The 23,950-nt window shown below is 51.6% G+C and carries 17 protein-coding genes and 1 riboswitch; of the genes, 7 read left to right on the forward strand and 10 right to left on the reverse strand.

Features of this window, described 5'->3' with window-relative positions:
* Positions 1-77 precede the first annotated feature (77 nt).
* From G7064_RS09285 to G7064_RS09295, 3 genes are all read right to left on the reverse strand, one after another.
* The gene (locus tag G7064_RS09285) at positions 78-707 is read right to left on the reverse strand and encodes a hypothetical protein (RefSeq protein WP_166073344.1); all 630 of its coding nucleotides are present in this window, start codon (positions 705-707) and stop codon (positions 78-80) included.
* An 8-nt stretch (positions 708-715) separates the two neighbouring features.
* Complete coding sequence (locus tag G7064_RS09290; RefSeq protein ID WP_166073345.1) at positions 716-1,180, reverse strand: GNAT family N-acetyltransferase; 465 nt, start codon at positions 1,178-1,180, stop codon at positions 716-718.
* 135 nt (positions 1,181-1,315) lie between these two features.
* The gene (locus G7064_RS09295; RefSeq protein WP_166073346.1) at positions 1,316-3,001 is read right to left on the reverse strand and encodes an amidase; all 1,686 of its coding nucleotides are present in this window, start codon (positions 2,999-3,001) and stop codon (positions 1,316-1,318) included.
* A 153-nt stretch (positions 3,002-3,154) separates the two neighbouring features.
* On the opposite strand from G7064_RS09295, the gene G7064_RS09300 reads away from it, so the two are divergent.
* Complete coding sequence (locus tag G7064_RS09300) at positions 3,155-4,540, forward strand: PQQ-dependent sugar dehydrogenase (RefSeq protein ID WP_166073347.1); 1,386 nt, start codon at positions 3,155-3,157, stop codon at positions 4,538-4,540.
* A 2-nt stretch (positions 4,541-4,542) separates the two neighbouring features.
* Here G7064_RS09300 and G7064_RS09305 read toward each other — a convergent pair whose 3' ends face one another.
* Entirely contained in the window at positions 4,543-5,538 is a 996-nt protein-coding gene (locus G7064_RS09305) for a cation diffusion facilitator family transporter (RefSeq protein ID WP_166073348.1), read from the reverse strand.
* 265 nt (positions 5,539-5,803) lie between these two features.
* Between G7064_RS09305 and G7064_RS09310 the strand changes: the two genes are divergently transcribed.
* From G7064_RS09310 to G7064_RS09320, 3 genes are all read left to right on the forward strand, one after another.
* Positions 5,804-7,078 (forward strand): Nramp family divalent metal transporter, encoded by a 1,275-nt coding sequence (locus tag G7064_RS09310; protein WP_240935868.1) that lies wholly within the window; start codon positions 5,804-5,806, stop codon positions 7,076-7,078.
* Positions 7,079-7,186: 108 nt separating this feature from the next.
* Positions 7,187-9,487, forward strand: coding sequence for a TonB-dependent receptor (locus G7064_RS09315; protein WP_166073349.1), 2,301 nt, complete (start codon positions 7,187-7,189; stop codon positions 9,485-9,487).
* A 116-nt stretch (positions 9,488-9,603) separates the two neighbouring features.
* Entirely contained in the window at positions 9,604-10,449 is an 846-nt protein-coding gene (locus G7064_RS09320; RefSeq protein WP_166073350.1) for a transporter, read from the forward strand.
* A gap of 114 nt (positions 10,450-10,563) precedes the next feature.
* On the opposite strand, the gene G7064_RS09325 is transcribed toward G7064_RS09320, so the two are convergent.
* Positions 10,564-13,161, reverse strand: coding sequence for a lamin tail domain-containing protein (locus G7064_RS09325; RefSeq protein WP_166073351.1), 2,598 nt, complete (start codon positions 13,159-13,161; stop codon positions 10,564-10,566).
* A gap of 197 nt (positions 13,162-13,358) precedes the next feature.
* On the opposite strand from G7064_RS09325, the gene G7064_RS09330 reads away from it, so the two are divergent.
* Entirely contained in the window at positions 13,359-14,357 is a 999-nt protein-coding gene (locus G7064_RS09330; RefSeq protein ID WP_166073352.1) for an aspartate-semialdehyde dehydrogenase, read from the forward strand.
* Between the two features lie 230 nt (positions 14,358-14,587).
* Here G7064_RS09330 and G7064_RS09335 read toward each other — a convergent pair whose 3' ends face one another.
* The 4 genes from G7064_RS09335 to dxs all read right to left on the reverse strand — a co-directional run bounded on the left by G7064_RS09335 (position 14,588) and on the right by dxs (position 20,999).
* Complete coding sequence (locus tag G7064_RS09335; protein ID WP_166073353.1) at positions 14,588-15,358, reverse strand: alpha/beta fold hydrolase; 771 nt, start codon at positions 15,356-15,358, stop codon at positions 14,588-14,590.
* A gap of 165 nt (positions 15,359-15,523) precedes the next feature.
* Positions 15,524-16,828: a T9SS type A sorting domain-containing protein gene (locus tag G7064_RS09340; protein WP_166073354.1), complete on the reverse strand. Its 1,305-nt coding sequence runs from the start codon at positions 16,826-16,828 to the stop codon at positions 15,524-15,526.
* Between the two features lie 592 nt (positions 16,829-17,420).
* Positions 17,421-18,218, reverse strand: coding sequence for a T9SS type A sorting domain-containing protein (locus tag G7064_RS09345; RefSeq protein ID WP_166073355.1), 798 nt, complete (start codon positions 18,216-18,218; stop codon positions 17,421-17,423).
* An 840-nt stretch (positions 18,219-19,058) separates the two neighbouring features.
* On the reverse strand, positions 19,059-20,999 hold the full coding sequence (dxs, locus tag G7064_RS09350; RefSeq protein ID WP_166073356.1) for a 1-deoxy-D-xylulose-5-phosphate synthase: 1,941 nt from the start codon (positions 20,997-20,999) through the stop codon (positions 19,059-19,061).
* A gap of 212 nt (positions 21,000-21,211) precedes the next feature.
* Here dxs and G7064_RS09355 point away from each other — a divergent pair, with 212 nt between their 5' ends.
* A complete protein-coding gene (locus G7064_RS09355; protein WP_240935843.1) occupies positions 21,212-22,348 on the forward strand; it encodes a lysylphosphatidylglycerol synthase transmembrane domain-containing protein in 1,137 nt (378 codons plus the stop codon).
* 60 nt (positions 22,349-22,408) lie between these two features.
* Here G7064_RS09355 and G7064_RS09360 read toward each other — a convergent pair whose 3' ends face one another.
* The gene (locus tag G7064_RS09360) at positions 22,409-22,822 is read right to left on the reverse strand and encodes a hypothetical protein (protein WP_166073357.1); all 414 of its coding nucleotides are present in this window, start codon (positions 22,820-22,822) and stop codon (positions 22,409-22,411) included.
* A 229-nt stretch (positions 22,823-23,051) separates the two neighbouring features.
* Here G7064_RS09360 and G7064_RS09365 point away from each other — a divergent pair, with 229 nt between their 5' ends.
* Positions 23,052-23,345 (forward strand): LysM peptidoglycan-binding domain-containing protein, encoded by a 294-nt coding sequence (locus G7064_RS09365; RefSeq protein ID WP_240731603.1) that lies wholly within the window; start codon positions 23,052-23,054, stop codon positions 23,343-23,345.
* Between the two features lie 188 nt (positions 23,346-23,533).
* Positions 23,534-23,648: riboswitch (SAM riboswitch) on the forward strand.
* The last annotated feature ends 302 nt before the right edge of the window (positions 23,649-23,950 follow it).

The following is a 23,950-nucleotide window of genomic DNA, read 5'->3' on the forward strand; positions in this document are numbered from 1 at the left end:
AACGGCAGGATAATTACCCTTTAAGTCAGCTCCGATTCCACCTCCGGGGGGCTTTTTGCGAGCAAATCTTCTTTCCTCTACAAGCTTTCCAACTCTGCTTGCAGATTGTAGCGGGCACGGGTTTCTAACTTTTCGCGAAAAAACTCGGTACGGTAGAGCATTACTGTGTCCAGCATTTTCTGCAACACCGCCCGCCGTCCTCGGCGGTACAGCGGCCCCGGCACCAACCAGTATTCTTGCCGTATTTGCTGGGCATATTGCTGGTAATCTAGCTCCGGAGCGCCCAAAATCTGTAAGTCAGCATCCAGGAAGAAATGTAAATCCGGGTCGTTGGGCTGAGGCTGGGTGTGATCCTTGGTTTGCTCAATGAGAAAAGCAACGCGGTTGGTTCGGTCAGAGCCCAATGTGGTCTGCGCCAAGAATTGCCGCGCCAGCTCAGCGCTACGGGCTTCATTATCGGTCCGCATCGAGTTATACACCGCATCATGAAACCAGATGGCCAGCTGCACAGCCTCTATATCATTGAGTGGAAGCGGAAATTCTTCCACCGCCCACAGCAAGGCCCGAATATGCGTGAGTGTGTGGTAGTGCCGCCCAGACGATTCGTAAGCTACGGCGAGTTGCTCAAAAGTAGCCGTGCGTACAGCCGCATCTGGGGTGAAAGGCGTTGTTAGCTGGTACCAGTGAGCTGCTAAGTCGGTGGTCATTACCTTACCTAGTGACTGGTGGGTACGCCGTACGGATTCGAGAAGCGTATCTCCAAAAAGCGCTCAGGTTCGGCTAAAGGGCTAAATCCGAACTGGGTATAGAGCGTGTGCGCATCTAGTGTGGCCAGCAGATGACGGCGTTGTCCTTGCAAATCATGGTGCGCCCACACGCATTCCATCAGCCATTTCGACAAGCCCTTGCCCCTAAATTCGGGCAGCACAAACACGTCGCAGAGCCAAGTGAATGTAGCGCGGTCGGTAACAACGCGGGCGAAGCCAGCTTGGCGACCATCAGGAGCATACAGGCCGAAGTTGAGCGAGTTCCGGATGGCCCGATCCAGTAATTCGCGGGGCATTTTACGAGCCCAGTACGAGTCATTAGCCAGGAAATCGTGGATAACGTCCAAGTCCAAGCGGGCAGGGTCGGTGGAGATAAGGTAGCCGTCGGCGCGTTGGTGAAGGCTGGAAGGCATTTTCTTTAAATGGTAAGGTTATTTATTAGGCCGTCATCAAGAGCGGCGCAACTCACTCGCTTCGTTGAGTTACTACTCTCACTAAACACGCGAGATGCTTCGCGCCGCTCGGCATGACCGCCTTGAGAAATACTACTAAAAGTTAAGCGGGGGGTGTTTTTCGTCAAAATCCGTCGCGTCCTGGTAGGCTTTTACCAGCGCCAGCAACTTACCTTCTTCAAAAAGTTGTCCGCCAAACGTAATTGTGCTGGGTAAGCCATTGGCGCGAAAGCCATTGGGCACTACTACCGCCGGATGGCCTGTGAGGTTGGTAATAACCAGATTAGGACCACCAAATGAAGGTGCCAAATACGCATCAAACCCCTGCATGCGCTTATCTACTTCTTCTATCAACTGGCGCCGAACCCGCTGGGCCTGAATGTATTCTACAGCCGGAATAAAGCGCGCGGTGCGAAACGAATTTGGCCAAGCATTCCGGCCCTGATTCACCATCATCGCATCGCGCCCCGAGCGCGTGAGCTCGTCGAAGGCAGCGGCGCCTTCCGCACCAAGCACGAATGTCAATTCTCCATCGGGCAGATCATGCAAATCGAGCGGAACGAGCTGTACGCCCAGTTTTCGCATTACCTCAAGGGAAGCTTGGTCGTTGGCTTTGGTGGGATAATCACGGTCGAAATCGGCTTTTAAGTAGCCAACACGCAGCTTTTTGATGTCGGTATCGAACGCGTATTTGAAGCCGGCCGGGATGGTTGTGGTAGCGGGGTCGCGGGCATCAGCGCCGACTAAGGCAGCGAATACTAGTGCACAATCTTCGGCCGAGCGAGCCAGGGGGCCTACTTTATCCATGCTCCAACTCAAAGCCATCGCTCCAGCCCTACTTATTCGCCCATACGAAGGCCGCAAACCTGTTACGCCGCAGGCCGTGCTGGGGCTTACGATGGAGCCCAAGGTTTCAGTACCGATGGCGTAGGGCACCAACCCGGCGGCTACTGCCGAAGCCGAGCCGGCCGAGGAGCCACTGCTGCCTTGCGTAATATTCCAGGGTGAGCGGGTTTTGCCCCCGTACCACACATCGCCCATGGCCAATTCACCGAGGGTAAATTTGGCGACCAAAACGCCCCCCGCCTCGCGCAAACGGGTTACGACGGCCGCGTCTTCGTCCAGCGTTTGGTCTTTGTAAGGCACGGAGCCCCAAGTAGTTTTGTAGGTTTTGGTGCTAAATAAATCCTTGACACCGAACGGGATACCATGCAGCGGGCCGCGGTATTTGCCAGCCTTGATTTCTTTGTCGGCCTCCCGAGCCTGCTGCAGAGCGAGTTCCTCAGTCAGGGTGGTGACGCAGAGCAGCTTGGGGTCGTATTTTTTGAGACGAGCCAAGAAAAACCGGGTCAGCTCCTCGGAAGAAATCTGTTTGGTGCGCACTAGCTCGCTGAGCTGGCGCACGGTGTAGAAAGCCAGATCGTCGCGGTTGGCGGGCAGCTTTACTTTGGCTGTGGGGGGCAATTTTCCAAAGTCGTTGCTGGCTTTGGGCAGCATGGCTTGGCGCAGGCGCAGCGGCACGGGGTCGAAGACGAGCGTGGGCGCCACGCTATTGGGCAGCTTCACCTGGCGAATCTGCTCGTAATCTTTGCGGTTGTCTTCGAGGTCGCGGCGGGTAGAGTCGAGTTGGGCAGCGGTAAAATTTAGGCCCAACAAGCCCTGCGCCGCCTGCAGCATGGGTACCGTGATGGGGGGCAAATCGGCGGCGGGGCGGGGCAACATAGCGCCCGCGCCGAAGCTGATGGCACCAATCGCTAACAGCGGTAGTAGTTTTTTCGTCATGTGAAAGAAGAGTAGATAGGCGGAAAAGCAGACTGGAAAGTACGGGAGAATAAAAATAATTACTCACCGATAAGGATGAAGCTAATCCGAATGTGTTATTCATTCGTTAGTTTCTCTACTGCCTTCAGCTTCAGCTGTTTATTTATTCATATTATGAAAACCCTCGCCGCTTCATTGTTGCTGGTCAGCAGTCTGCTACCTACTGCTGTCTCTGCCCAGACCACCACCTTTACTGTCGGCAATACTACTGTTTCGGCTACTCCGTTGGCGACTGGCCTTGATATCCCGTGGGAGCTAATTTGGGGGCCGGATGACTTCATTTGGATGACGGAGCGCGGCGGACGCATTAGTCGCGTAAATCCAACTACAGGGCAGATTTCGCCCTTACTGAGCGTGCCCGATGTGGCCCCGACCGGCGAAAGCGGCTTGCTGGGTATGGTGCTTCACCCCGATTTTGCTACTACTTCGCCTTACCTCTATATCGTCTATAACTACAATGATAATGGGCTAAAGGAAAAGGTAGTGCGCTACACCTACAACGCGGCTACCACTTCGCTCAGTGCCCCACTGGTGCTCCTAGGCAACATCACTTCCACTACTACTCACAGCGGCTCGCGTCTGCTCATTCTCCCCGACCGCACCTTGCTCATGACCACTGGCGATGCCCAGCTTCGCTCCGACTCGCAGAACCCGGCTTCACTCAACGGCAAGATTCTGCGCATGAACCTAGACGGCAGTATTCCTGCCGATAATCCCACGCCAGGCAGCCGGGTGTATTCGTTAGGCCACCGCAATGCGCAGGGCTTGGTGCGTTTGCCATCAGGACGTGTCTACAGCTCGGAGCATGGAGAAAACTCAGATGATGAACTGAATCTGATTGAGCCGGGCCGTAATTATGGCTGGCCCAACGTACCTGGCAAATGTGACACTGGCGAGGCTGCTTTTTGTGCGGCCAACAACGTCCGAGAGCCTCTGTTTATCTGGACTCCTACTCTAGCTGTGGCGGGGCTAGCGTATTACGATTCGCCCGCCATTCCAGAGTGGCGCGGCAGCCTACTGATGGCTACCCTGAAGGCTTCTAAGCTGGTTCAGCTTCCGCTTACTGCAGCCGGCGACGCCATTTCAACGTCAACTCCACCTGATTTTTTGCTCAATAGATATGGGCGTCTGCGGGCGTTGTGCGTCTCGCCAGCGGGCCGCGTGTATGTAGCGACCAGCAACGGCGGCGGCAACGACCAGATTGTGACCCTGGAAAACCGGGGATTTGTGCTCAGTACCAAGTCCGAAGCGCGCAACGCGGCGCTGGGCCTTTGGCCGAATCCGGCGCGTCAGACGGTAGCGGTGCGCCTGCCTGCCGCGCCCACGTCAGCTACTTCCGCCACCATTCATGATGCGCTGGGCCGCGTGGTGCGCACGGCCAAATTTGCCCCCCAGCAAGCGGAATTAAGCCTAAGCTTATCTGGCTTACGGGCGGGCGTGTATGTGGTGCAGGTGCGCAACGAAACGGAGCAATACGCACGGCGCTTGGTAATTGAGTAGCGCTATTGCTCTACTACCAATTGGTGCCGCTCGTTCTTCACGGCGTTGGTTAGCGTCCAGCCGATTTCCTGGCTAAATGGATGCTGGCGCACCGGGCACTCCGACATATGGCAGTGAGCGCACGCCGTAGCGGTGCAGGGGTCGGCGTGTACAAACATCTCCACATCTACATCGAAGCGCTGGCGAATGAGGGCTTCGATATCGTTTAGCTCGTTATGAATTTCGTCGAGGCTGAAGTAATACGGCATCGTCATGTGGCAGTCGATGTGGAGGTTTGCACCGTAGCGCAACACACGCAGATTGTGCACATCAATCCAGGCGGGGCGGCGAAACTGCTGTAGCTCGCCAATTACTTCCCGCACGATTACCACATCCGACTCATCCATGAGGCCGCCCACTGAGCGGCGCACCATGCGCAGGCCATTTACCACAATAAAGCCCCCCAGTAGCAACGCCGCGCCCGCATCAAACAATACGTTGCCCGTAGCGGCTACCAGCAGCAAGGCTACGCAGGAGACAAGCGTACTCACCGCATCGAGGTACAGGTGCTGCCCATCGCCCACCAAGGCCACCGATTTGAGCTTACGACCAGACCGAATCAGCAAAAAACCTACGGCCAGATTTATCAGCGCCGTAATGCCTAGCAAAGCCATACCTAAGTCGGGCCGGGCAATAGCATGCGGCTCAAGGAAGGCCAGCGTGGCGCTGTAGAAAATATAAACGCCCGCAATTAGGATCAGAGCACCCTCAAACCCTACTGATAGGTACTCTACTTTGCCGTGGCCATAAGGGTGATTTTCATCTTTGGGCAAGCCTGATAAATACAGACTATACAGCGCAAAGCCACTGGTAAACACATTGATAATGGATTCCAGGGCATCGGTAAGTACGGCCTGTGAGGCCGTGAGCATATAGGCGTAGAACTTCACAGCAACCAGCACGGCACTTACCACAAGGGACAGGATGCCGAGGCGTAGCTTAGATTCAGAAAGCGTCATAGGGGGTTGAACACAAAAGCGGGGGGCAAAAATCCATTAAAAAATCTACTTCGCCGGTGTACGAAACATTTTAACAGAAAATCAGTAGTTAAGGTAAATTGAAAAATAAATTTAGATTAGTCTAAAAATACCGTACTTTGTGAATAACTCTTCTACCAATACAGTGTCTCAACCGGTTAAGGATTTTATAGAAAAGCCCCCCACGCCGCCTGTTTCCGAGCATCCGGGCTGGCGGCAGGCGCGCCATGCCCCTTCTTTACAGGAGGTGTACGCGAGCATTAAAGTACCCGCGCACGATGCGTCTTTCTGGCGTAAGCTGTTTGCCTTCTGGGGGCCCGGCCTCATGGTGGCGGTGGGCTACATGGACCCCGGCAACTGGGCCACCGATATTGCCGGCGGCGCCCGCTATGGCTACACGTTGCTATCGGTTATCCTGATTTCCAACCTGTTTGCCATGCTGCTCCAGCACTTGGCGGCTAAACTCGGCATCGTGACGGGCCGCGACTTGGCGCAGGCCTGCCGCGACCACTATTCCAAGCCTGTGGCAATGGTGCTGTGGGTGCTCTGCGAAGTTGCCATTGCCGCCTGTGACTTAGCGGAGGTCATCGGATCGGCCATTGCGTTAAACCTGCTGTTTGGCTTACCGCTGCCGTGGGGCGTGGTGCTTACTATTCTGGATGTGTTGGTGGTGCTTTATTTCCAGAATAAAGGCTTCCGCATTATTGAGAGCATTGTGGCAGGCCTGATCGTGGTGATTTTTGGCTGCTTTCTGTACGAAATTATTGCTTCTAACCCCGATTGGCTGGGTATTGCCGCCGGCTTGGTACCCCAAACGAAAGTCGTGACGGACCCTGGCATGCTCTACATCGCCATCGGTATTTTGGGGGCTACAGTAATGCCGCACAACCTGTATTTGCACTCCAGCATTGTGCAAACCCGCGCCATCGAGCAGACGGAGCAGGGCAAGCGCATGGCAATTAAATTCGCCACTATCGACTCTACAGTGGCGCTGTTTCTCGCGTTTTTCGTGAATGCGGCTATTCTGGTAACGGCGGCGGCCGCGTTCCATCGCAATGGCTATTTCAACGTAGCCGATATTAACGATGCGCATAAGCTGCTGGCGCCGGTGCTGGGCGCGGGCGCGGCCAGTGTGTTGTTTGCTGTAGCGTTGCTGGCATCTGGGCAAAACTCAACCCTGACGGGTACGCTGGCGGGGCAAATCGTGATGGAAGGCTTTCTGCACATCCGTTTGAAGCCTTGGTTGCGTCGTCTCATCACCCGCGCTATTGCTGTAGTTCCGGCCTTTATCGTAACGGTGCTTTACGGAGAGAAAGGCACGGGCGAGCTATTGGTTCTTAGCCAAGTCATTCTGTCGCTGCAACTTAGCTTCGCGGTAGTGCCATTGGTACTGTTTACGGGCAGTAAGCTCAAGATGGGCGTATTTACGAACTCCCCACTGGTTAAAATCCTCGCCTGGACGGTTTCGGCTATTATCATCACGCTGAACGCTTACCTACTGTTCGAGATGTTTATGGGTTAACCTTAAGCGCAGTTGCTCTAGAAGCAACTGCGCATTTTTCGGTTTACAGATTTAGACTAATCTAAATAAAAATAAATAGTCCATCTAAATTCCTTTTTCGCTTTAGTCATGAAACACTTCTCCCTACTGATTTTCAGTTGCTTGCTTTGTCTCGAAGTAGTAGCGCAGTCGGGCAAGGTGCACGGCCGCATACAGGCAGAAGGTAAGCCGGTGCCCTTTGCCAGCATTGGTGTGAAGGGCACAACTCAGGGTGCGACGGCTATGGAGGATGGGGTTTTTGTTCTCGACAATTTGCCCCCCGGCAGCCACCGCCTAGCAATTAGTGCCATCGGTTACAAGGCCACTGAGCGGGTCGTAACTGTCACGACTGGCCAGACCACTCATCTTAACGTGACCCTACAAGCCAGCGGTGGACAAGAGCTAAAGGAGGTAGTTGTGTCGGGCACGCTGCATCCCGTAACGCGGCTGGAATCGGCAGTGCCGGTGGAGGTCTACAACCCTACTTACTTCAAGAAGAACCCTACGCCATCGGTATTTGAGGCTTTGCAAACGGTAAATGGGGTGCGGCCCCAGCTCAACTGCAACATCTGCAACACTGGCGATATTCACATCAATGGTTTGGAAGGCCCTTACACCATGGTGCTTCTGGATGGCATGCCCATCGTGAGCGGCCTGAGCACGGTATATGGACTGACCGGCATTCCGAACAGCCTCGTAGAGCGCATTGAAGTAGTAAAAGGACCGGCGTCTACTCTCTACGGTTCCGAAGCGGTGGGCGGCATTATCAATATTATCACCCGCGACCCGGAAAAAGCCCCCCAGGTATCGGCCGATGCCTTTAGCACGGGTTGGGGCGAGCATAATGTCGATCTGGCCTTGAAGACGCGGGTAGGTAAAGTGACTTCATTGCTGGGCGCCAATGGCTTTGTATATAACTCGCCCCGCGACGCCAACGGCGACGGCTTTACCGACATTGCCTTAGCCAAGCGCATCTCGGTATTCGATAAGCTCACACTGGCTCGCCCCGAAAAGCGCTTGGCTTCGCTGGCAGCGCGCTATTTATATGAGGACCGCTGGGGCGGACAAATGCAATGGTCGCCGGAGTTTCGGGGTGGCGATAGTCTGTACGCCGAGTCTATTTATACGAGTCGGGCGGAGATAATCAGTGCGTATCAGCTACCCACTCGGGGGCCGCAGGTGATGCTGAGCACGTCGCTGAATACGCATAATCAGAACTCGGTGTACGGTACTACGGTGTATAAGGCGCAGCAGAATATTGCCTTTGGCCAACTTACCGCCGCCCACACGACTGGTCAGCATCACTTGCTACTGGGCTCAGCGCTGCGCCTCACGCACTTCGACGACAATACGCCCGCCACGGCCACCGGCGATTCGCTGGCACCCAAAAATGCCCCCCAACGCACTTGGTTGCCGGGCGTTTTCGTGCAGGATGAGGTGCGCTTCAATTCCAAGCACTCCTTGCTGCTGGGCCTGCGCTATGATTACAACTCGTACCACGGCAGCATTTTTACCCCCCGCCTCAACTACAAGTTTTCGCCCGATGATCACCAGACGTTTCGCCTGAGCATGGGCAATGGGTATCGGGTGGTGAACGTGTTTACGGAAGATCACGCTGCTCTCACCGGCGCCCGCACTGTTATCATTCGCAATTCTTTGCGGCCCGAGCGTAGCTACAACGCCAATTTGAACTACCAGCGTCTGCTGCCGATTGGGCAAAGCTTGTTGAGCTTCGATGCCAGCGCTTTCTACACCTATTTCACCAATAAGATTACGCCCGATTATACTTCTGACCCGACGCTACTGATTTATGATAACCTGCGCGGGCATGCCGTGTCGCGGGGGCTCACGCTGAACGCTGATCTGACGTTTGGCTTTCCGCTGACGGCCATTCTAGGAGTCACGGCACTAGATGTCTATCAGGTAAGCGGTGAAGGCACGAAACAGAAGCAACGACAGCTACTTACGGAGCGGATATCAGGTACGTTTGCGCTGAGCTACCGCTTCGTGGAAGCTGGCCTGAGTATAGATTACACTGGCAATGTATACGGACCTATGCGTTTGCCTTTGCTGGGATCTCAGGATCCGCGGCCGGCCTCGTCGCCTACGTTCAGCATTCAGAACATACAGGTAACCAAGCGGCTGGGCGACAAGCTGGAAATATATGGGGGTGTAAAAAACCTGCTCAACTTCCGCCCTACTTCCGCAGCTATTGCCCGCGCCTTTGACCCTTTCGACAAGCAAGTACAGTTCGACGCCGCGGGCCAGCCCATAGCCACCGCCGACAATCCGAACGCGCTGACGTTTGACCCGAGCTACGTGTACGCCTCCAACCAAGGCATCAGGGGCTTTCTGGGGCTGCGATATACGGTGTTCGGCCGCCCAAAATGAGCTACAGATAAGAGCCAGCCAAGCTGATTCGGCAGTAAAAATCAGCTGCACAATATCTTCTGATCCACTTCTGCGTAATGAGGCCGGCTTCGGGTTGGAGCCTTAATCTACTACTGATGATTAAACTCTACTGGCTAGTACTAGCCTTATTGCCCCTGACTTCGGCCTTTGCCCAAAAGCCTGAGAAAGGCACTAAGATGGATGGCTACTCCCTATTTCGGCCCGTGCCCCGCGACTCTATGCGCGAGCTTCATCCCGACCGGCCGGGCATTACGGAAAGCCCTTTTACCATCGATCCTGGTCATTTTCAGGTGGAAGGCGACTTTTTGAGACTTCTCAATGGCCGCACGCAGGGAGAGCGCCATCGCACGTGGCAGATAGCGCCGCTCGTACTCAAGCTTGGCATCACTGACCAAACCGACTTTCAAGTTGCCCTAGAGTCGTATACGATAGAAAAGGAATGGCCTCAAAATGAGACGCAGCAACGCCGTAGTGGGTTCGGTGACGTAACCTTACGGTTGAAGCGAAACCTCATCGGCGATGATGATGAAACTCGCGTTGCGATGGCCGTTACGGGGTTTGTACGCCTGCCTACGGGGGGAAGTGAAGGCGCTGGCGGCTCAGAAATGGGTATTGTGGTGCCAGTCAACTACCATTTGGCCGAAAATTGGGAGCTCACTACTCAACTGGAAGGTGACCGCGCTTACGACCGCGAAGACAAGCAGCATTATTTTCAGTTCGTGCCCAGCATCACCACGGAGCACAGCTTTAGTGATGCCTTGGGGGTATATGGCGAAGTAGTAGGCCGCTGGAACACGCGTAAAAACGAGTGGCAAGCCACCTTCAACTTGGGCCCGGAGCTGAAAATCGGGGAAAATCTCCAGCTTGATATGGGTGCCCTATTACCTCTCACCCATAACACGGACCACGAATTTTTCGTGGGTATTACGGTCAGAATATAAACCAAAGGCCACGCCTTACAGCCAAAACACGGCACCAAGCCTATCGGATTCTGCCGCTTTCTCGCAGCAGTAGTAATGACCACAAAGGCTGTTTACAGGAAAAAATCCGCTTAGCTAGAGCCGGCCACCTAACACCACGTTGCGCTTATAAACATGCGTTTCCCCGCCAGCCACCCGATATAACTCGATCAGCAGCACATACGGTCCGATAGCAGCTTTCCGGCCCTGATCGGTGAGGCCGTCCCACTGCAGATACCCACTGGTAGGCAGCGTTTCGTTGCGCGCTAGCCGACGCGTCAGGCGGCCTTGGGCATCATAGACGGTGATGGAAGCAGCATAGCCGGGGTACTCGAAGCGGTAGGTGAGCGTCGTAAAGTCCTGCTGGCCATCTTCGTCGGGCGTAAAGATTTCGGGCGCAATCTGGAACAGCTTCGCCCCGGTAGGATCGGCCTGATATTGCGAGTTGGGCCGACCGGGCGTGGCGTATCCAACAGCGCTGGCCGCCGAATGAAAATTGCCCCCCACGCTGGTTTCCGCCGCCCGAACGCGCTCCAGTGATACGCCGTTACGGTCGCTGAGCAAGGGCAAATGCTGGGTTTCGCTGTAGCTGAAGCGCTCTATCGTCTGGCCTTTCGCGTCCAACACAACTACAGTTGCCGCGTCGTCAGGCAGGCTGGGAAAACTAGGCATCGCCAGGAATGTAGCTGGGTCGTGGGTTGGATAATCGTTCTGCACAATATCGGGGCGAGTAGTAAGCACTACTAGCTGGCCGGGAGCCAAGCCATAAGGCCCTGCACTGATGGCGCTTGCGCTACTTCCCGTTGGCTGCTCCACGCCCAACTGCCAGCCCTGCACGTCCAGATATTTGGCTGAACGATTCAGCAGCTCCACAAAATCGACCCCGCCAGTGCGCGGATTGAAGAGGATTTCATTGATTACCACCTCACCCGTCTGGGCCGCGACAGGCAAGGCAAACGTAGCAGAGGTGATGGGTCCTGAGATGTTGCCAGCGCAATCAGTAGCTTGCTGAACGGCTACGGTCAAAGGTTGATTGGGGGGCAAATTAGTAGCAAGCAGCAAATCAATGGTCCGAAATTCGGGTCCCTGCGGCGTTGCCCGCACGATAGGCACAGCCGGTGTTATGGCATAGCGCCCGACGTTCGTGCTAGTGAGACTATCCAGCTTCTCCCCGAAAAACAGGCGTACTGTCGTAGAATTCAGCGCCACAGCTCGCAATAAAGTGGGCGGCGTGCGGTCGGGGTTAGTTGCCTGCACAGCATTGGCGCGGCCCGGCGTGCCACCCTGATCATCGGTGCTGGCAGTCCAGTTACTGCCGCCAGCACAGGGGTTTGCGGGATCTACCATTTCCAGGGACCAGCCGCCTTCTTTTTTGCGCAAATCCTTATACCAGGTATCCGAATACGTGATTTCAAATAAGGTTTGGCCATTGCGGCCACGCAGCACAAGCTGGTCGCCCGCATTCGAAAGGCTGGGAAAATTTGTCAGCCCGAACACTTTGCCGAAAGCAGTAAACTGACTGGTACGCGTGCTGCCGCATACGATGGCGTACTCGCCCGGCAGCAGCACGGCCCCGGTTGGAAAGACGGCGGCCGTAGTGCTGCCCGGCTTCAGCAGCCGCAAACCCGCTAGGTCCAGCACCGTGCCCGTCATAGGGTTATGAATTTCTACGTATTCCGACGCTGGCAGGCCTACAACGGGTGTTTCATCGACCATTATTTCGGTGATGAGCACCTGATTGGGCGCAGGAAGTACCGCAAACCCCTGATTTACGAAAGTAGCCGTGAGTGGCCCGGCGGCCACTATACCGTTGGCATCGGTCACGTTGCGGGCCTCCAGCGTGTTAGTGCCCAACGGTAAATTGCCCCCCAGCGTCAAGTGTACGAGCGCCGGATTGGCTCCATCAAGCTGAGCCGCAAGCACGGCAGGTCCGGTAAGAAGGCGGTAGCTGGCTGCACTGGGACTGGCATTTAAAGCCTCGCTAAATAACGCATCAAGCTGGTTGGGGCTAGTGGGCGCAGCACTGAGCAGGGCTGGTGGCACTGTATCGGTTATGCGAAAATCGTCGAAGTAGAAGTTGCGGCTGTTGGCGGAGGAGTAGGTAATTCGCAGACCAAAATATGCGCTCCGTTGGTGGGTAGCATCGGTGGCCGTGCCGCTTAAGGTAAAATTTTGCCCCCCAATCAGGTCGTATTCTAATGTCCACAGGTTTTGTGGGGAGCGCGTGACGCGCACGCGTGCTGTATTGCTTGTGCTGGACTTAAGTGTACCATCCTGCCCATTGATAACATACACTGGGCTACCCGTCGCGTCCTGCCGAAACAGGCTAATCTCATCCGGTGTGCCGCCCAGCCGCACGAAATACCCTTTGGTACCAGTCGTTTTCAAATTTGCCTGATCGGCCATGAGCCATACATCGGCCAAATTGCCCCCCGAAGTAGCTAGGCGCAGATTCACATAGAATTCCCACGTAACGCCGCTGGCCGCTGTGCTGGGCGTTGCGAGCTGAAGCGTGGTGCCAGTAGTGGTCGGGCCGTTGCTTTGCAGCTGTTGAGTGTTTACCTGAAAGCTGCCTTCGTCGCCGGTCCAAGTAGGATTTTGGGCAAAATCGCCATCAGTGAATGACTCGGTAAGCTGAGCGTTGGCGGAGTTTGTTAGGATAATAAGGAATAAACTGAGTAGAAATGATTTCATGCTTACTATGGTCGGCGGTATAGTTGCCTAATAAATAAGTGGGGGCGCTGGCTAGGCAATGGTCTGATAAGCCGTCTATAGTTTGCCCTGTGGTGCGCGGCGCCTATGCAAGAAAGATACCGTGATGTCCAAATTGCCAAGGGCTTATATTTGTGTAAAAGCCGTAGGTACGGCCAAGATGTAGAAACCCATTTTTTATGAAAATCGCCGTAGTTGGTGCCACCGGCTTAGTCGGAGGCGAAATGTTGAAAGTGCTGGCCGAGCGCAACTTCCCCGTCACTGAGTTACTCCCCGTAGCTTCCGAAAAGTCGGTAGGCCAGGAGATCGAGTTTCAGGGCAAAAAATACAAGGTAGTGAGTATGGATGCGGCCATTGCTGCCCGTCCCGCAGTGGCTATTTTTTCGGCTGGCGGTGGCGTTTCCAAGGAGCAAGCTCCACGCTTTGCCGAAGTGGGTACTGTCGTTATTGACAATTCTTCCGCTTGGCGCATGGACCCTACTAAGAAGTTGGTCGTGCCCGAAATCAACGCCAAAGAGCTTACTTCAGCCGATAAAATTATCGCTAACCCCAACTGCTCTACTATTCAGATGGTGTTGGCTCTGCACCAATTGCACGAAGCTTTCCAGATCAAGCGCATTGTGGTAAGCACCTACCAAAGCGTGACCGGCACCGGCAAAAAAGCCGTGGATCAGCTCATGGAAGAGCGCGCCGGCCAGGCCGCTTCCAATCCTGCCTACCCCCACCCGATCGATCTGAATGTGCTACCGCACATCGATGTGTTTGAGGACAACGGCTACACCAAAGAGGAGATGAAAATGGTACGCGAAACCAAGAAAATCCTCGGCGACGATACCATTCAGGTAACCGCTACTGCCGTGCGTATTCCGGTGATGGGTGGCCACTCGGAGGCAGTAAACGTAGAGTTTGAGCGGGAATTTGACCTTTCCGACGTGTATCGCATCCTGCGCGAAACAGATGGCGTGGAAGTGGTTGACGACGTAGCTCAAAACCAATATCCGATGCCAAAAGACGCTCATGGCAAGGATGCCGTACTAGTTGGCCGTCTGCGTCGCGACGAGTCGCAGCCACGTACGCTCAATATGTGGGTGGTAGCGGATAATCTGCGCAAAGGCGCCGCTACCAATGCGGTCCAGATTGCGGAGGCAATGATGAAAATGGGGTTATTAAGCAGTTAATGCTTTTTTATGCTATGTGCCGCATCTCTGAAAAGATATGCAAGGCGTACTAGTCCCTAGTGCACAAGGCTACAACCCTACCGACAAAGCTAATTTGCACATCATGTGGCTAGAGGAAGCACCAAGTAGCCTGCGTGATAAAATGACACCTGATCAATAGGCATTTCTTTGCCTAGAAAAAAGCCCTGCTAGTTTGCTAGCAGGGCTTTTTATTTGTTTGCTGATTGATCCTAATACGTTCCAAAAATGCCCCCTACGAAGTCTAGCACTGCCCGTCGGGTAGATTGTGGCCGCTCAAAGAACCCAACGTGACCTACTCGCTCTAGAAATAGGGCTGTACTCTCAGGCGGCAGTGCTACCTGCTCCAAAGACGTAGCTAACGGCACGGCCGCATCTTCCTTACCAACTATAAATAGCACTGGAAATGTGGCTTTGCGCAACACCTCCGTACGGTCGGGTCGGTCGCGCATGGCTCGCATACCCCCAATTATACTAGCCTGTGAGGTGGCAGCACCTATTTCTTCCAGCTGGCGCCGGTAGGGCATCATCGTTTCCTCATTGGCATCGGCAAAGAGCGGCCGGATGAATGTTTCCATAAATTTGACTACGCCGTGGCGCTCCACGAAGCTGATATTTTTGTCGCGGTTAGCCTTTTTTTCGTCCGTATCGGCCTGCGCGGAGGAATGAAACAGGCACAGGCCCGCGACCCGCGCTGGGTACTTCTCGGCAAACGCCAGCGCCACGTACCCACCCATCGAGTGCCCAATTAAAATGGCTTGTTGTGCATCAGCCTCATCCAGTTCACCTTTCACAAACTCCGCCAGCGCCTCCATGGAGTAGTCAGTAACCCGAGACGAATCGGCGGTACCGTAGCCGGGGAAGTCAGGGGTAAGTACTTTGTACTCTGGGGGGCAATTTTGAATGAATTCAGTCCAGATGGTATGATTTTCAGCAAACCCATGTAGGTAGATAAGAACGAGCTTTTTATCTGACGTATTCATAGTTACTAATTAATTAAATGAGACGTAAAAGATTATCAAGTTGAAGAACAATGAAATACCAGCAAAAAGGCCAGGACCGTATACGGTCCTGGCCTTTTTGCTGGTATTTCATTGTTTCGCTATAAAGCTTACCAGAGGCAGCTATTTACGAAATTGGCTATCCTATTAGTTACCAGCAGTAACTACCTGCCGAATTGTGAACCGCCCTTGTTGCGTTGTGAGACGGAAAAGGTAAACGCCAGTAGGTAGGGAAGGAATTACAACATCGGCATTGTCTGAGGAAACAGCCTGCGAAAACATAGGCTTACCAGTCACATCCAGCACAGAGAAGCGGCTATTTGCGTCCAACTGACTCTGGATGATAAAGCGGCGAGGTGAAGAAGTAGTGACCAGCCAATCAGTTGCACGCTGGGGCTTGCCTAAGGAAATGATGGTAGAATAAGTGGATTTACCATCGTGGTCTACCTGCTTGAGGCGGTAGTATGACGAGGCGGCTAAAGGACTGGTATCAGTGTAAGTATAATTCCGAAGTATGGTAGAGTTGCCTGCACCCGTCACCTGAGCTACCTTCTCGAAAGTAATTCCATCAACCGAACGCTCCACTGCAAAGTGCGCATTATTAACCTCAGTAACTGTAGTCCATTTTAAGTTAACGGCAGTACCACCAGCAGTCCAGTTGCCGACAAAACGGGTAAGCGTCACAGGCAATACTGAAATACATGATGGGTCGTTGCTGGAGTTGGCTGGAGTTACATTTGGTCCAGTTGAGACAGTACAGGAAATCTCCTTTTGCTGTATACAGGTAATAAGAAGGTCATTTGGAGCGAAAAGGTCTGCACCACCATTATTAGTGCGAATAGCACCAGCAACGCGTAGCCCTGCAGGTGAGCCCCCTAGAGTGGGATCTGGGCCAGTGATAAGAACATTACCATTTTGAACATCGATATCGCCAAGTACATTGAGTAGAGCATTATTACCTAGCCCAACGTATGACTGATTAATTAACTGTAGAGTACAATTTACTCGTAAGACAGAGTTATTATCTACAACAATTTGAGCCTTATTACCTATTAAGACCGATACATTTACTTGTGGAGAACCTATAATACGTTCAGCACTAGCTTCTATTGCTAGAAAACCTGCTACGTTACCCTGGGTGTTTATAGTTAAGGTCCGTCTAGTGCCATCCTCTACCAATGAGCCTCCAGCTTTAATCCTTATTTCACCCGTAGTGGTAAAGTTACCGTTGAGGACTACTTTATCATCAATGATAATAGTACTGTTACTAGGATTATCTTGAGGACCACAGCCTGTTGCAGATCGCTGAATAACAGCTGGATTAATGGTTGTCGTACCTGGGAGAAAGAAGTTTCCATCAGATATACTAGTGTAGATACATTGAGCTGAGGCATTGCTACTAGCAAATGCCATCACTACCAAGCTCATACAGAGAAGTAAATAATGTTTCAAAATGCAAAAGGGTTAGGTAAGAGGGATCAAGTAAAAGGAGAGAAAGAAGTCGGCAAGCTACTACGTAGCGCGCCAAACAATATTTCACCTTGACAAATTTATAATCAATAGTTATATATACAAGCTATAACCTTGTATTATTTTATTACGATTCAATGTTTCTTCGTTACCTATTCAATGATTTTTTGGTCTTTCTTCCCTGTACAACTTCTAAATTGAATGCATTTATAATGCTAATATGCTTTTTATTAGAACAGGACTATATAGAATAGCACCAACATACCTTAATAGTATAATAGAGGTATCGGAAAAATTTAGCTGATATTATATCCTACCAAGTAGAACGTGCCTAATACCAGTATGAGTGTCCTTAATGAAAAATAGGTAGGCGCATTTTTATCTAAAAAGCATCCCTGCACTTGAGTGTATCTTAAACGGTTATGCTGGCCCTACTTTTAAAAACTGACCACTCAGGCATACTTATTCCATATCAACTTGCTAATCAATTCTAACGAACTATTTTTAGTATATGACTTATTTTATAAACCATTGTCGCTTCGGTGCAACTATAGTAAAGCTTAGTTGCTACGGCTCACTTACTAGGTGCTATGCTCTTCCGTATTGTGAAGCGCCCTTGCTTTGTAATGAGGCGGAATAAATAGATGCCTGTTGGTAGGAAAGGAACTATTACGTTGGCATTATCTGGCGATACAGCTTGGAAGAATACAGGGCGACCCGTCACATCAAGCACAGTAAACTGACTATTAGCGTCCAACTGACTCTGAATAGTAAAGTGCTGTGGCGAAGAAGTAGCAACCAGCCAATTGGTGAGGCGTTCGGGGGCGTCTAAGAAAATAATAGGTGAATAAGTTGATGTGCCGTCATAGTCTACTTGACGTAGGCGATAGTAGGTCGAGGTGGCTAAAGGACTCGCATCGGTGTAAACGTAATTCCGAAGCATGGTAGAGTTGCCTGCTCCTGCTACCTGCGCTATCTTTTCGAAAGTGATTCCATTAGCTGAGCGCTCCAGCAAAAAATGATCATTGTTAACTTCCGTAGCTGTGCTCCATTTCAAGTTAACCGCAATACCACCAGTAGTCCAGTTGCCGACAAAACGGGTAAGTGTGACAGGTAATACAGAAATACATGATGGATCGTTATTTTCCGTGGCAGGTATATTGTAAACCGCTGCGTTCGAAGTATTGCAGGTGATAGGGTTGCCCTGAACACAAGTAGTCAAGAAATCATTTGACCCAAAAAGATTTGAGGCTGCATTACTATTACCTCTAAGTCGACCTAGAACTCGTAATCCAGCAAAAGATCCACTGCTCGGTCCATTGATTTGAGAAGTAGTATTAAATAGATCAACATCACCAAATACGTTGATCAAGGAGCTATTACCTAAGTTAATCCCTACTTGGTTTCCAATATATAATGTACATAATATTCTCAATGTGGAATTTACGCCAACATTAATTATAGCAGCTCTTAAGTCTAGGACCCCAACGGATAGTTGAGGTGAACTGCGTTGTACAGTAGCAGTAGGTAGTAACGTAATTCTAACCTGGTTTCCACTACCTGTACCTCTTACCGTCAAAATTCGATTAGTTCCATCCTGTTTCAAGGACCCTACATCCGCGATAATGATAGCACCTGTGCTGGAAAAATTACCATTTAAGACTACGTTATGATTAATGCGAATAGTACTGTTACTAATATTATCTCCATTGCTACAACTCCCCGTTCGCGAGAAGAGTGATGCGTTAAAAGTAGTCCCATCTGAATTGAAGAAATTACCGTCTGCAAGACTAGTATAGACACACTGTGCAGGCACATTAGTGCTGAACAAGCATAGGGATAGTAAGATCAAGCAAAAGAGTAGATATTGTCTCAAGGTAAAGAGGCTTATTAATCGTGACAAATGAATCAGCTGATGCAGGCTGTTACTACAAATATACACCCTCTTAAGCAATATTTTATCTTGCTATATTTCTAATAATTAAGCCCAGATACATTTTAGTTATCGCAAAGACTTTAAACATTTAAAAATAATATGTTAAAAATTCATTTTTTATAGGCCGCTTTTTAAGTTCAATCAATTCATAGTATGGTAGTTATACCATTTTTTATGTAACCTTGGATAAAGGGAAAAGCAAAAGCAAGGAGGTCAGAACTCGAATCGAGTTCTGACCTCCTTGCTTTTGCTTGAAAATATGCCTGTTGCTAAATACTAAATAGCTAATCGTTCAACAGAAGCTTTAGCTATTACTTTACTAGTTAATTCCCGCACAGTATCAGCGATACCCATCGCGTCGAATCCGCACTCTTTATACAACTCATCCTGCGACCCATGTTCTACCACGCGGTCAGGAATACCAAGGCGCTTAACGGGAACACTGTGACCATGATCAGCCATAAATTCTAGTACAGCAGCCCCGAAGCCACCTTGCAGACAGCCATCCTCTACTGTCACAATAGCTTTGTAGCGGCTGAATATGTCGGCAAGCATTTCCTCGTCTAATGGTTTAGCAAAGCGCATATCATAGTGGCCAGCGGAGATGCCCTCAGCGGCCAGAGCGGTAGTGGCTTTCACTGCGTAGTTGCCGATGTGGCCGAAGCTGAGGATAGCAACTCCCTGTCCTTCGCGCACTACACGACCTGTCCCAACGGTGATCTTCTTGAATGGTGTACGCCAATTAGGCATCACACCCTCACCCCTAGGGTAGCGAATGCTAAAGGGCCCCATATCAGGTTGCTGGGCGGTATACATCAGGTTCCGCAGCTCCTGCTCGTTCATGGGTGCTGAAACTACCATGTTAGGAACGCAACGCATATAAGCAATATCGTAGCACCCGTGGTGCGTAGGGCCATCAGCACCAGCAAAGCCAGCGCGGTCGAGGCAAAACACCACGTTTAAATTCTGCAAAGCCACGTCGTGTACTACCTGATCGTAGGCCCGTTGCATGAAAGACGAGTAGATATTACAGAAGGGTACCAACCCCTGCGTGGCGAGGCCCGCAGAGAATGTAACGGCGTGCTGTTCAGCTATACCTACGTCGAAGGCACGGTCAGGCATGGCCTTCATCATAATATTCAGAGAGCAGCCAGAGGGCATGGCGGGCGTTACGCCCATCACTTTATCATTCTGCTCAGCCAACTCTACGATAGTGTGGCCGAATACATCCTGGTATTTGGGCGGCTGAGGGGTATCGTAGGTTTTCTTATGAATTTCACCCGTGATTTTATCGAACAGGCCGGGAGCATGCCACAGCGTTTGATCTTTTTCAGCTAGTGCGTAACCTTTACCTTTAACCGTTACACAATGCAGAATTTTGGGACCTGGAATGCTTTTTAGGTCGCGCAGAATAGTGGTCAAATGCTGCACATCATGACCATCGACGGGGCCAAAGTAGCGGAAGTTGAGCGCCTCAAACAAATTACTTTGCTTAAGCAGCGTTGCCTTCATAGCCTGCTCTACTTTGCGGGCAATTTGTTGAGGATTGGGACCAAACTTGCTGAGCTTACCAAGCACGTTCCAAAGTTCGTCTCGCACTTTGTTATACGTACGGGAAGTGGTGATATCGGTAAGATATTCCTTGAGCGCGCCCACATTAGGGTCGATGCTCATGCAGTTATCATTAAGGATAACCAGCAGATTGGACTTAGCTACACCGGCATGATTAAGCGCTTCAAACGCCATACCGGCCGTCATAGCACCGTCGCCGATGACAGCAATGTGCTGACGGTCCTTCTCATTCTTGTATTCAGAAGCTACTGCCATGCCCAAAGCAGCCCCGATGCTGGTGCTACTATGGCCTACGCCAAAAGCATCATATTCACTTTCCTTCCGCTTAGGGAAACCTGACATGCCGCCATAGCGACGATTGGTGGGAAACTGATTCCGCCGGCCAGTCAAAATTTTGTGGCCGTATGCCTGGTGCCCTACATCCCACACTAGTTGGTCGTAGGGGGTATTAAAGACATAATGTAGAGCTACTGTTAACTCAACAACGCCCAATGAGGCACCGAAATGCCCCCCATATATCGAAACCGAGTCAATAATGAACTGGCGCAGTTCCTGGCTTACTTGGACTAGTTGGTCCTCGCTGAGCTTCTTGAGGTCATCAGGCGAGTCAATGGCCGCCAGCAGTTCACCGGGTTCAACAATCATTTTTTAGAGGGGCAAAAAGTAAAATATAGTGCAATAACCTACTAGCAATATAAAAGGTTGGAACCGTCCAAGTTTCCTGCCGAAGTTACCAAACAAAGGTACGACTTTTCGTTAGGGTCGGTTGTTGATATAGGTTGCAAGTAGGTCCCCTGGCTTCCACCTATTTCGACACAGACGAGTTCCCATCGTTCGAGGCAATACTTAACTCGTATTTGGTAGGGGTCACTCTCATTATTGCCTACTTTTACCCCTCCACCCGTCTCTTGCCCATGCCGCTCACCCAGGACAGTCAGGAAAAGCAACTTCTTGATAAGCTAAAGCCTTCTCGCATCGTTCTGCCGGTCCTTATTGGCTTGAGCGTCGTGGGCTTCATGTTCTGGCGCAGTTACCAGCCTGGCGATTTGGCGCCCTTAGCGAATGCCAAGCTACACTGGCTCTTGGTGATGGTAGCCGTACTGGTGGCCCGCGACTGGGGCTACATTTACCGCATTCGGCATATCTCGGAGAAGGTACTAAGTTGGCGCCAGAGCCTAGATGTGATTATGATCTGGGAATTTGCCTCTTGCGTGCTCCCCTCTGCCGTAGGAGGCACTTCCGTAGCGCCGTTTCTGCTGAACAAAGAAGGTATTTCGCTGGGCAAATCGCTTGCATACGTAATGGTTACGGCGCTGCTCGACAACGTGTATTATGTTGTAACGGTGCCGCTGGTAGTGTGGCTGGCAGGCAATGCTTTGTACCCACACGAGGCGCTTCAAGGAGGCTTTGTAACTACGCTGCAAATAGCCTTTGTAATTAGCTATCTGCTGGTTACGCTGTACTCGGCGGTCATGCTGTATGCACTTTTCATTAATCCGCAGTCAGTGAAGCGGTTATTGATACGTTTGTTCTCCCTGAAGGGCTTGCGGCGTTGGCGGGCCAAAGCGTATCAACATGGCAACGAGATGGTATGGGCCTCAGCGCAGCTCCGCGGCAACGCCATTCGGTACTGGGTAGAAGCGGCCCTTTCCACTGCCTTCGTTTGGACGGCTCGCTACTTGGTAATCGGCTGTATTATTGCCGCCTTTGTTGACTTAAGCTGGGGAGAATTTGGGCTGATTTTCAGCCGCAACCTCATCTATAAGGTTGTGCTGCTGGTAGCCATTACACCGGGCGGAGCAGGTATTGCGGAAGGTGCTTTCCCTACTTTTTTCGGCAAGTTTATCGGCACACCTACGATGACCAATTTTGTGGTCCTGCTGTATCGTATTGTTACCTATTATCTCTATCTGGTGCTGGGGGCCATTTTCCTGCCCCGCTGGATAGCCCGGGTCTTCGGCCGAAACCGGGTGCAGGAAATCATGAACTCATAGAGCACAAAAAAGCCCCCCAGTGTATTGCTGGGGGGCTTTTTTGTAATAAAGCGAATTCAATTATTCAGACTCAAGCATCATTTGCTCGCCGTTTACGCCGCGCAACGTGATTTTATCATCCGTCAAGTTCACCACGTCGAAAGTCATGGATGTGGTGCCACCGTCGGGGGTAAGGGTGATTTTTTTGCCAGGCTGGTCGAAGGTGTACTTACCTTGCAACGATTGCTGGGGCGACGTCATGTTAAAGTTACCGTTGGCGTAGAAACGCAGTTCGGTATCCTTATCAGCATCAGTTTGGGCCACCTTGTCGCCGCTGGCAGTGGTTTCTTTGTCCGTTTTCCAGACTTTGCTTTCCGTGCCATATAGCATATTGGTTTCGCCAACTTTGTCTTTCTGGCTACAAGCAGCCGTGAACAGCGACAGCAGCATGATGAGGCTAGCTAGGTAGCGGAAAGGAAGTGCAATGGTTTTCATAGGGAGTGATCTTAGGGTTAACTAAAAATGGAAAGGAGCAACTTCAGCTGGTACTATATTCCAGCAAAGCAATGTTGCGCTTCTTACGCGTCGCACCGGAAAGAGTTAACTACTGTGGAGCTTTTTTGACGGCTGCAACTTATTTGCACTAGGGGCGTAAGACGACGTGACAGCATAGCTATCAAGCACATGCGCCTTCCTTTCTCCTTAATCAACCACGACTATGGGAATGTTCGATTTCTTAACCAATAAAGGCGACGAAAAGCCTGCTCAGCCGGCTGCCAATCCCAACCAGAAGGCTAATACAGACTTCTTTGGCAACGCCAACCAGCCCGCTGCTCCTACTGCTGCCCAAGGCACGCAATACACAGTAGTTAGCGGCGATTCGCTTTCTAAAATTGCGAAGAAGCACTACGGTGATGCCGCTAAGTGGCATCAGATTTATGACGCTAACAAGTCAACCATCGGTTCAAACCCCGATCATATCGAAGTAGGTCAGGTGTTGACCTTACCCCAAGCGTAAGCACACCCTGAGCTAAAGCTAACAAATAAAAAAGCCCCCCAGCAACTTGCTGGGGGCTTTTTTATTTGTTAGCCAGCGAGTTAGCACGGAGTAAAAAATATTGCTGTGCATTTGGCGTTCTCATTTCGAACTGTACATTTGCAGTTACCAGTCCGGTACTTCTCGTTATCGACGAGACAGTTTTTCAGATTTTATACAGAAGCGGCGAGAGAACAGGCTCCCTGACCCGCTGGCAACCTTCATTGTTTTGAAAGGTGCCAATTCCTGCCCGTTCGGCTATGTTGCCCGCGGGAGATATAAGCTGAGTGCCATGAAAAACACTGCTTTTTCCATTTTGCTTCACCCGTCTGCCCCGGTCGCATCGTTGCGCATTGGTTGGCTGGCGGGTTTCCGCGTTTTGGCTCCTGCCATTGGCAGTTGTGAGGCTACGCGAATGTGCTGTTGTTGCGCGTGCTGCTGCTAATCCAGTTTCCGGTTTAGCGCCCCTCCCCTTTCCATCATTCCTAAAGACCGTGTCGCGCCGTGGGTATTCTACCTACCCCGTCAGGTCTTAGTCCAGCTTCGGCTGTGGATCACGTTCAGCGCTCCGCCTTCCTGCGGGCCCA

The organism is Hymenobacter sp. HDW8, assembly GCF_011305775.1.
Taxonomy (GTDB): domain Bacteria; phylum Bacteroidota; class Bacteroidia; order Cytophagales; family Hymenobacteraceae; genus Hymenobacter; species Hymenobacter radiodurans.

Excerpts from the sequence above, each read along its gene's own strand:
- G7064_RS09285 (WP_166073344.1), bottom strand. The coding sequence starts at position 707 with ATGACCACCGACTTAGCAGCTCACTGGTACCAGCTAACAACGCCTTTC.
- G7064_RS09290 (WP_166073345.1), bottom strand. The coding sequence starts at position 1,180 with ATGCCTTCCAGCCTTCACCAACGCGCCGACGGCTACCTTATCTCCACC.
- G7064_RS09295 (WP_166073346.1), bottom strand. The coding sequence starts at position 3,001 with ATGACGAAAAAACTACTACCGCTGTTAGCGATTGGTGCCATCAGCTTC.
- G7064_RS09300 (WP_166073347.1), top strand. The coding sequence starts at position 3,155 with ATGAAAACCCTCGCCGCTTCATTGTTGCTGGTCAGCAGTCTGCTACCT.
- G7064_RS09305 (WP_166073348.1), bottom strand. The coding sequence starts at position 5,538 with ATGACGCTTTCTGAATCTAAGCTACGCCTCGGCATCCTGTCCCTTGTG.
- G7064_RS09315 (WP_166073349.1), top strand. The coding sequence starts at position 7,187 with ATGAAACACTTCTCCCTACTGATTTTCAGTTGCTTGCTTTGTCTCGAA.
- G7064_RS09320 (WP_166073350.1), top strand. The coding sequence starts at position 9,604 with ATGATTAAACTCTACTGGCTAGTACTAGCCTTATTGCCCCTGACTTCG.
- G7064_RS09325 (WP_166073351.1), bottom strand. The coding sequence starts at position 13,161 with ATGAAATCATTTCTACTCAGTTTATTCCTTATTATCCTAACAAACTCC.
- G7064_RS09330 (WP_166073352.1), top strand. The coding sequence starts at position 13,359 with ATGAAAATCGCCGTAGTTGGTGCCACCGGCTTAGTCGGAGGCGAAATG.
- G7064_RS09335 (WP_166073353.1), bottom strand. The coding sequence starts at position 15,358 with ATGAATACGTCAGATAAAAAGCTCGTTCTTATCTACCTACATGGGTTT.
- dxs (WP_166073356.1), bottom strand. The coding sequence starts at position 20,999 with ATGATTGTTGAACCCGGTGAACTGCTGGCGGCCATTGACTCGCCTGAT.
- G7064_RS09360 (WP_166073357.1), bottom strand. The coding sequence starts at position 22,822 with ATGAAAACCATTGCACTTCCTTTCCGCTACCTAGCTAGCCTCATCATG.
- G7064_RS09365 (WP_240731603.1), top strand. The coding sequence starts at position 23,052 with ATGTTCGATTTCTTAACCAATAAAGGCGACGAAAAGCCTGCTCAGCCG.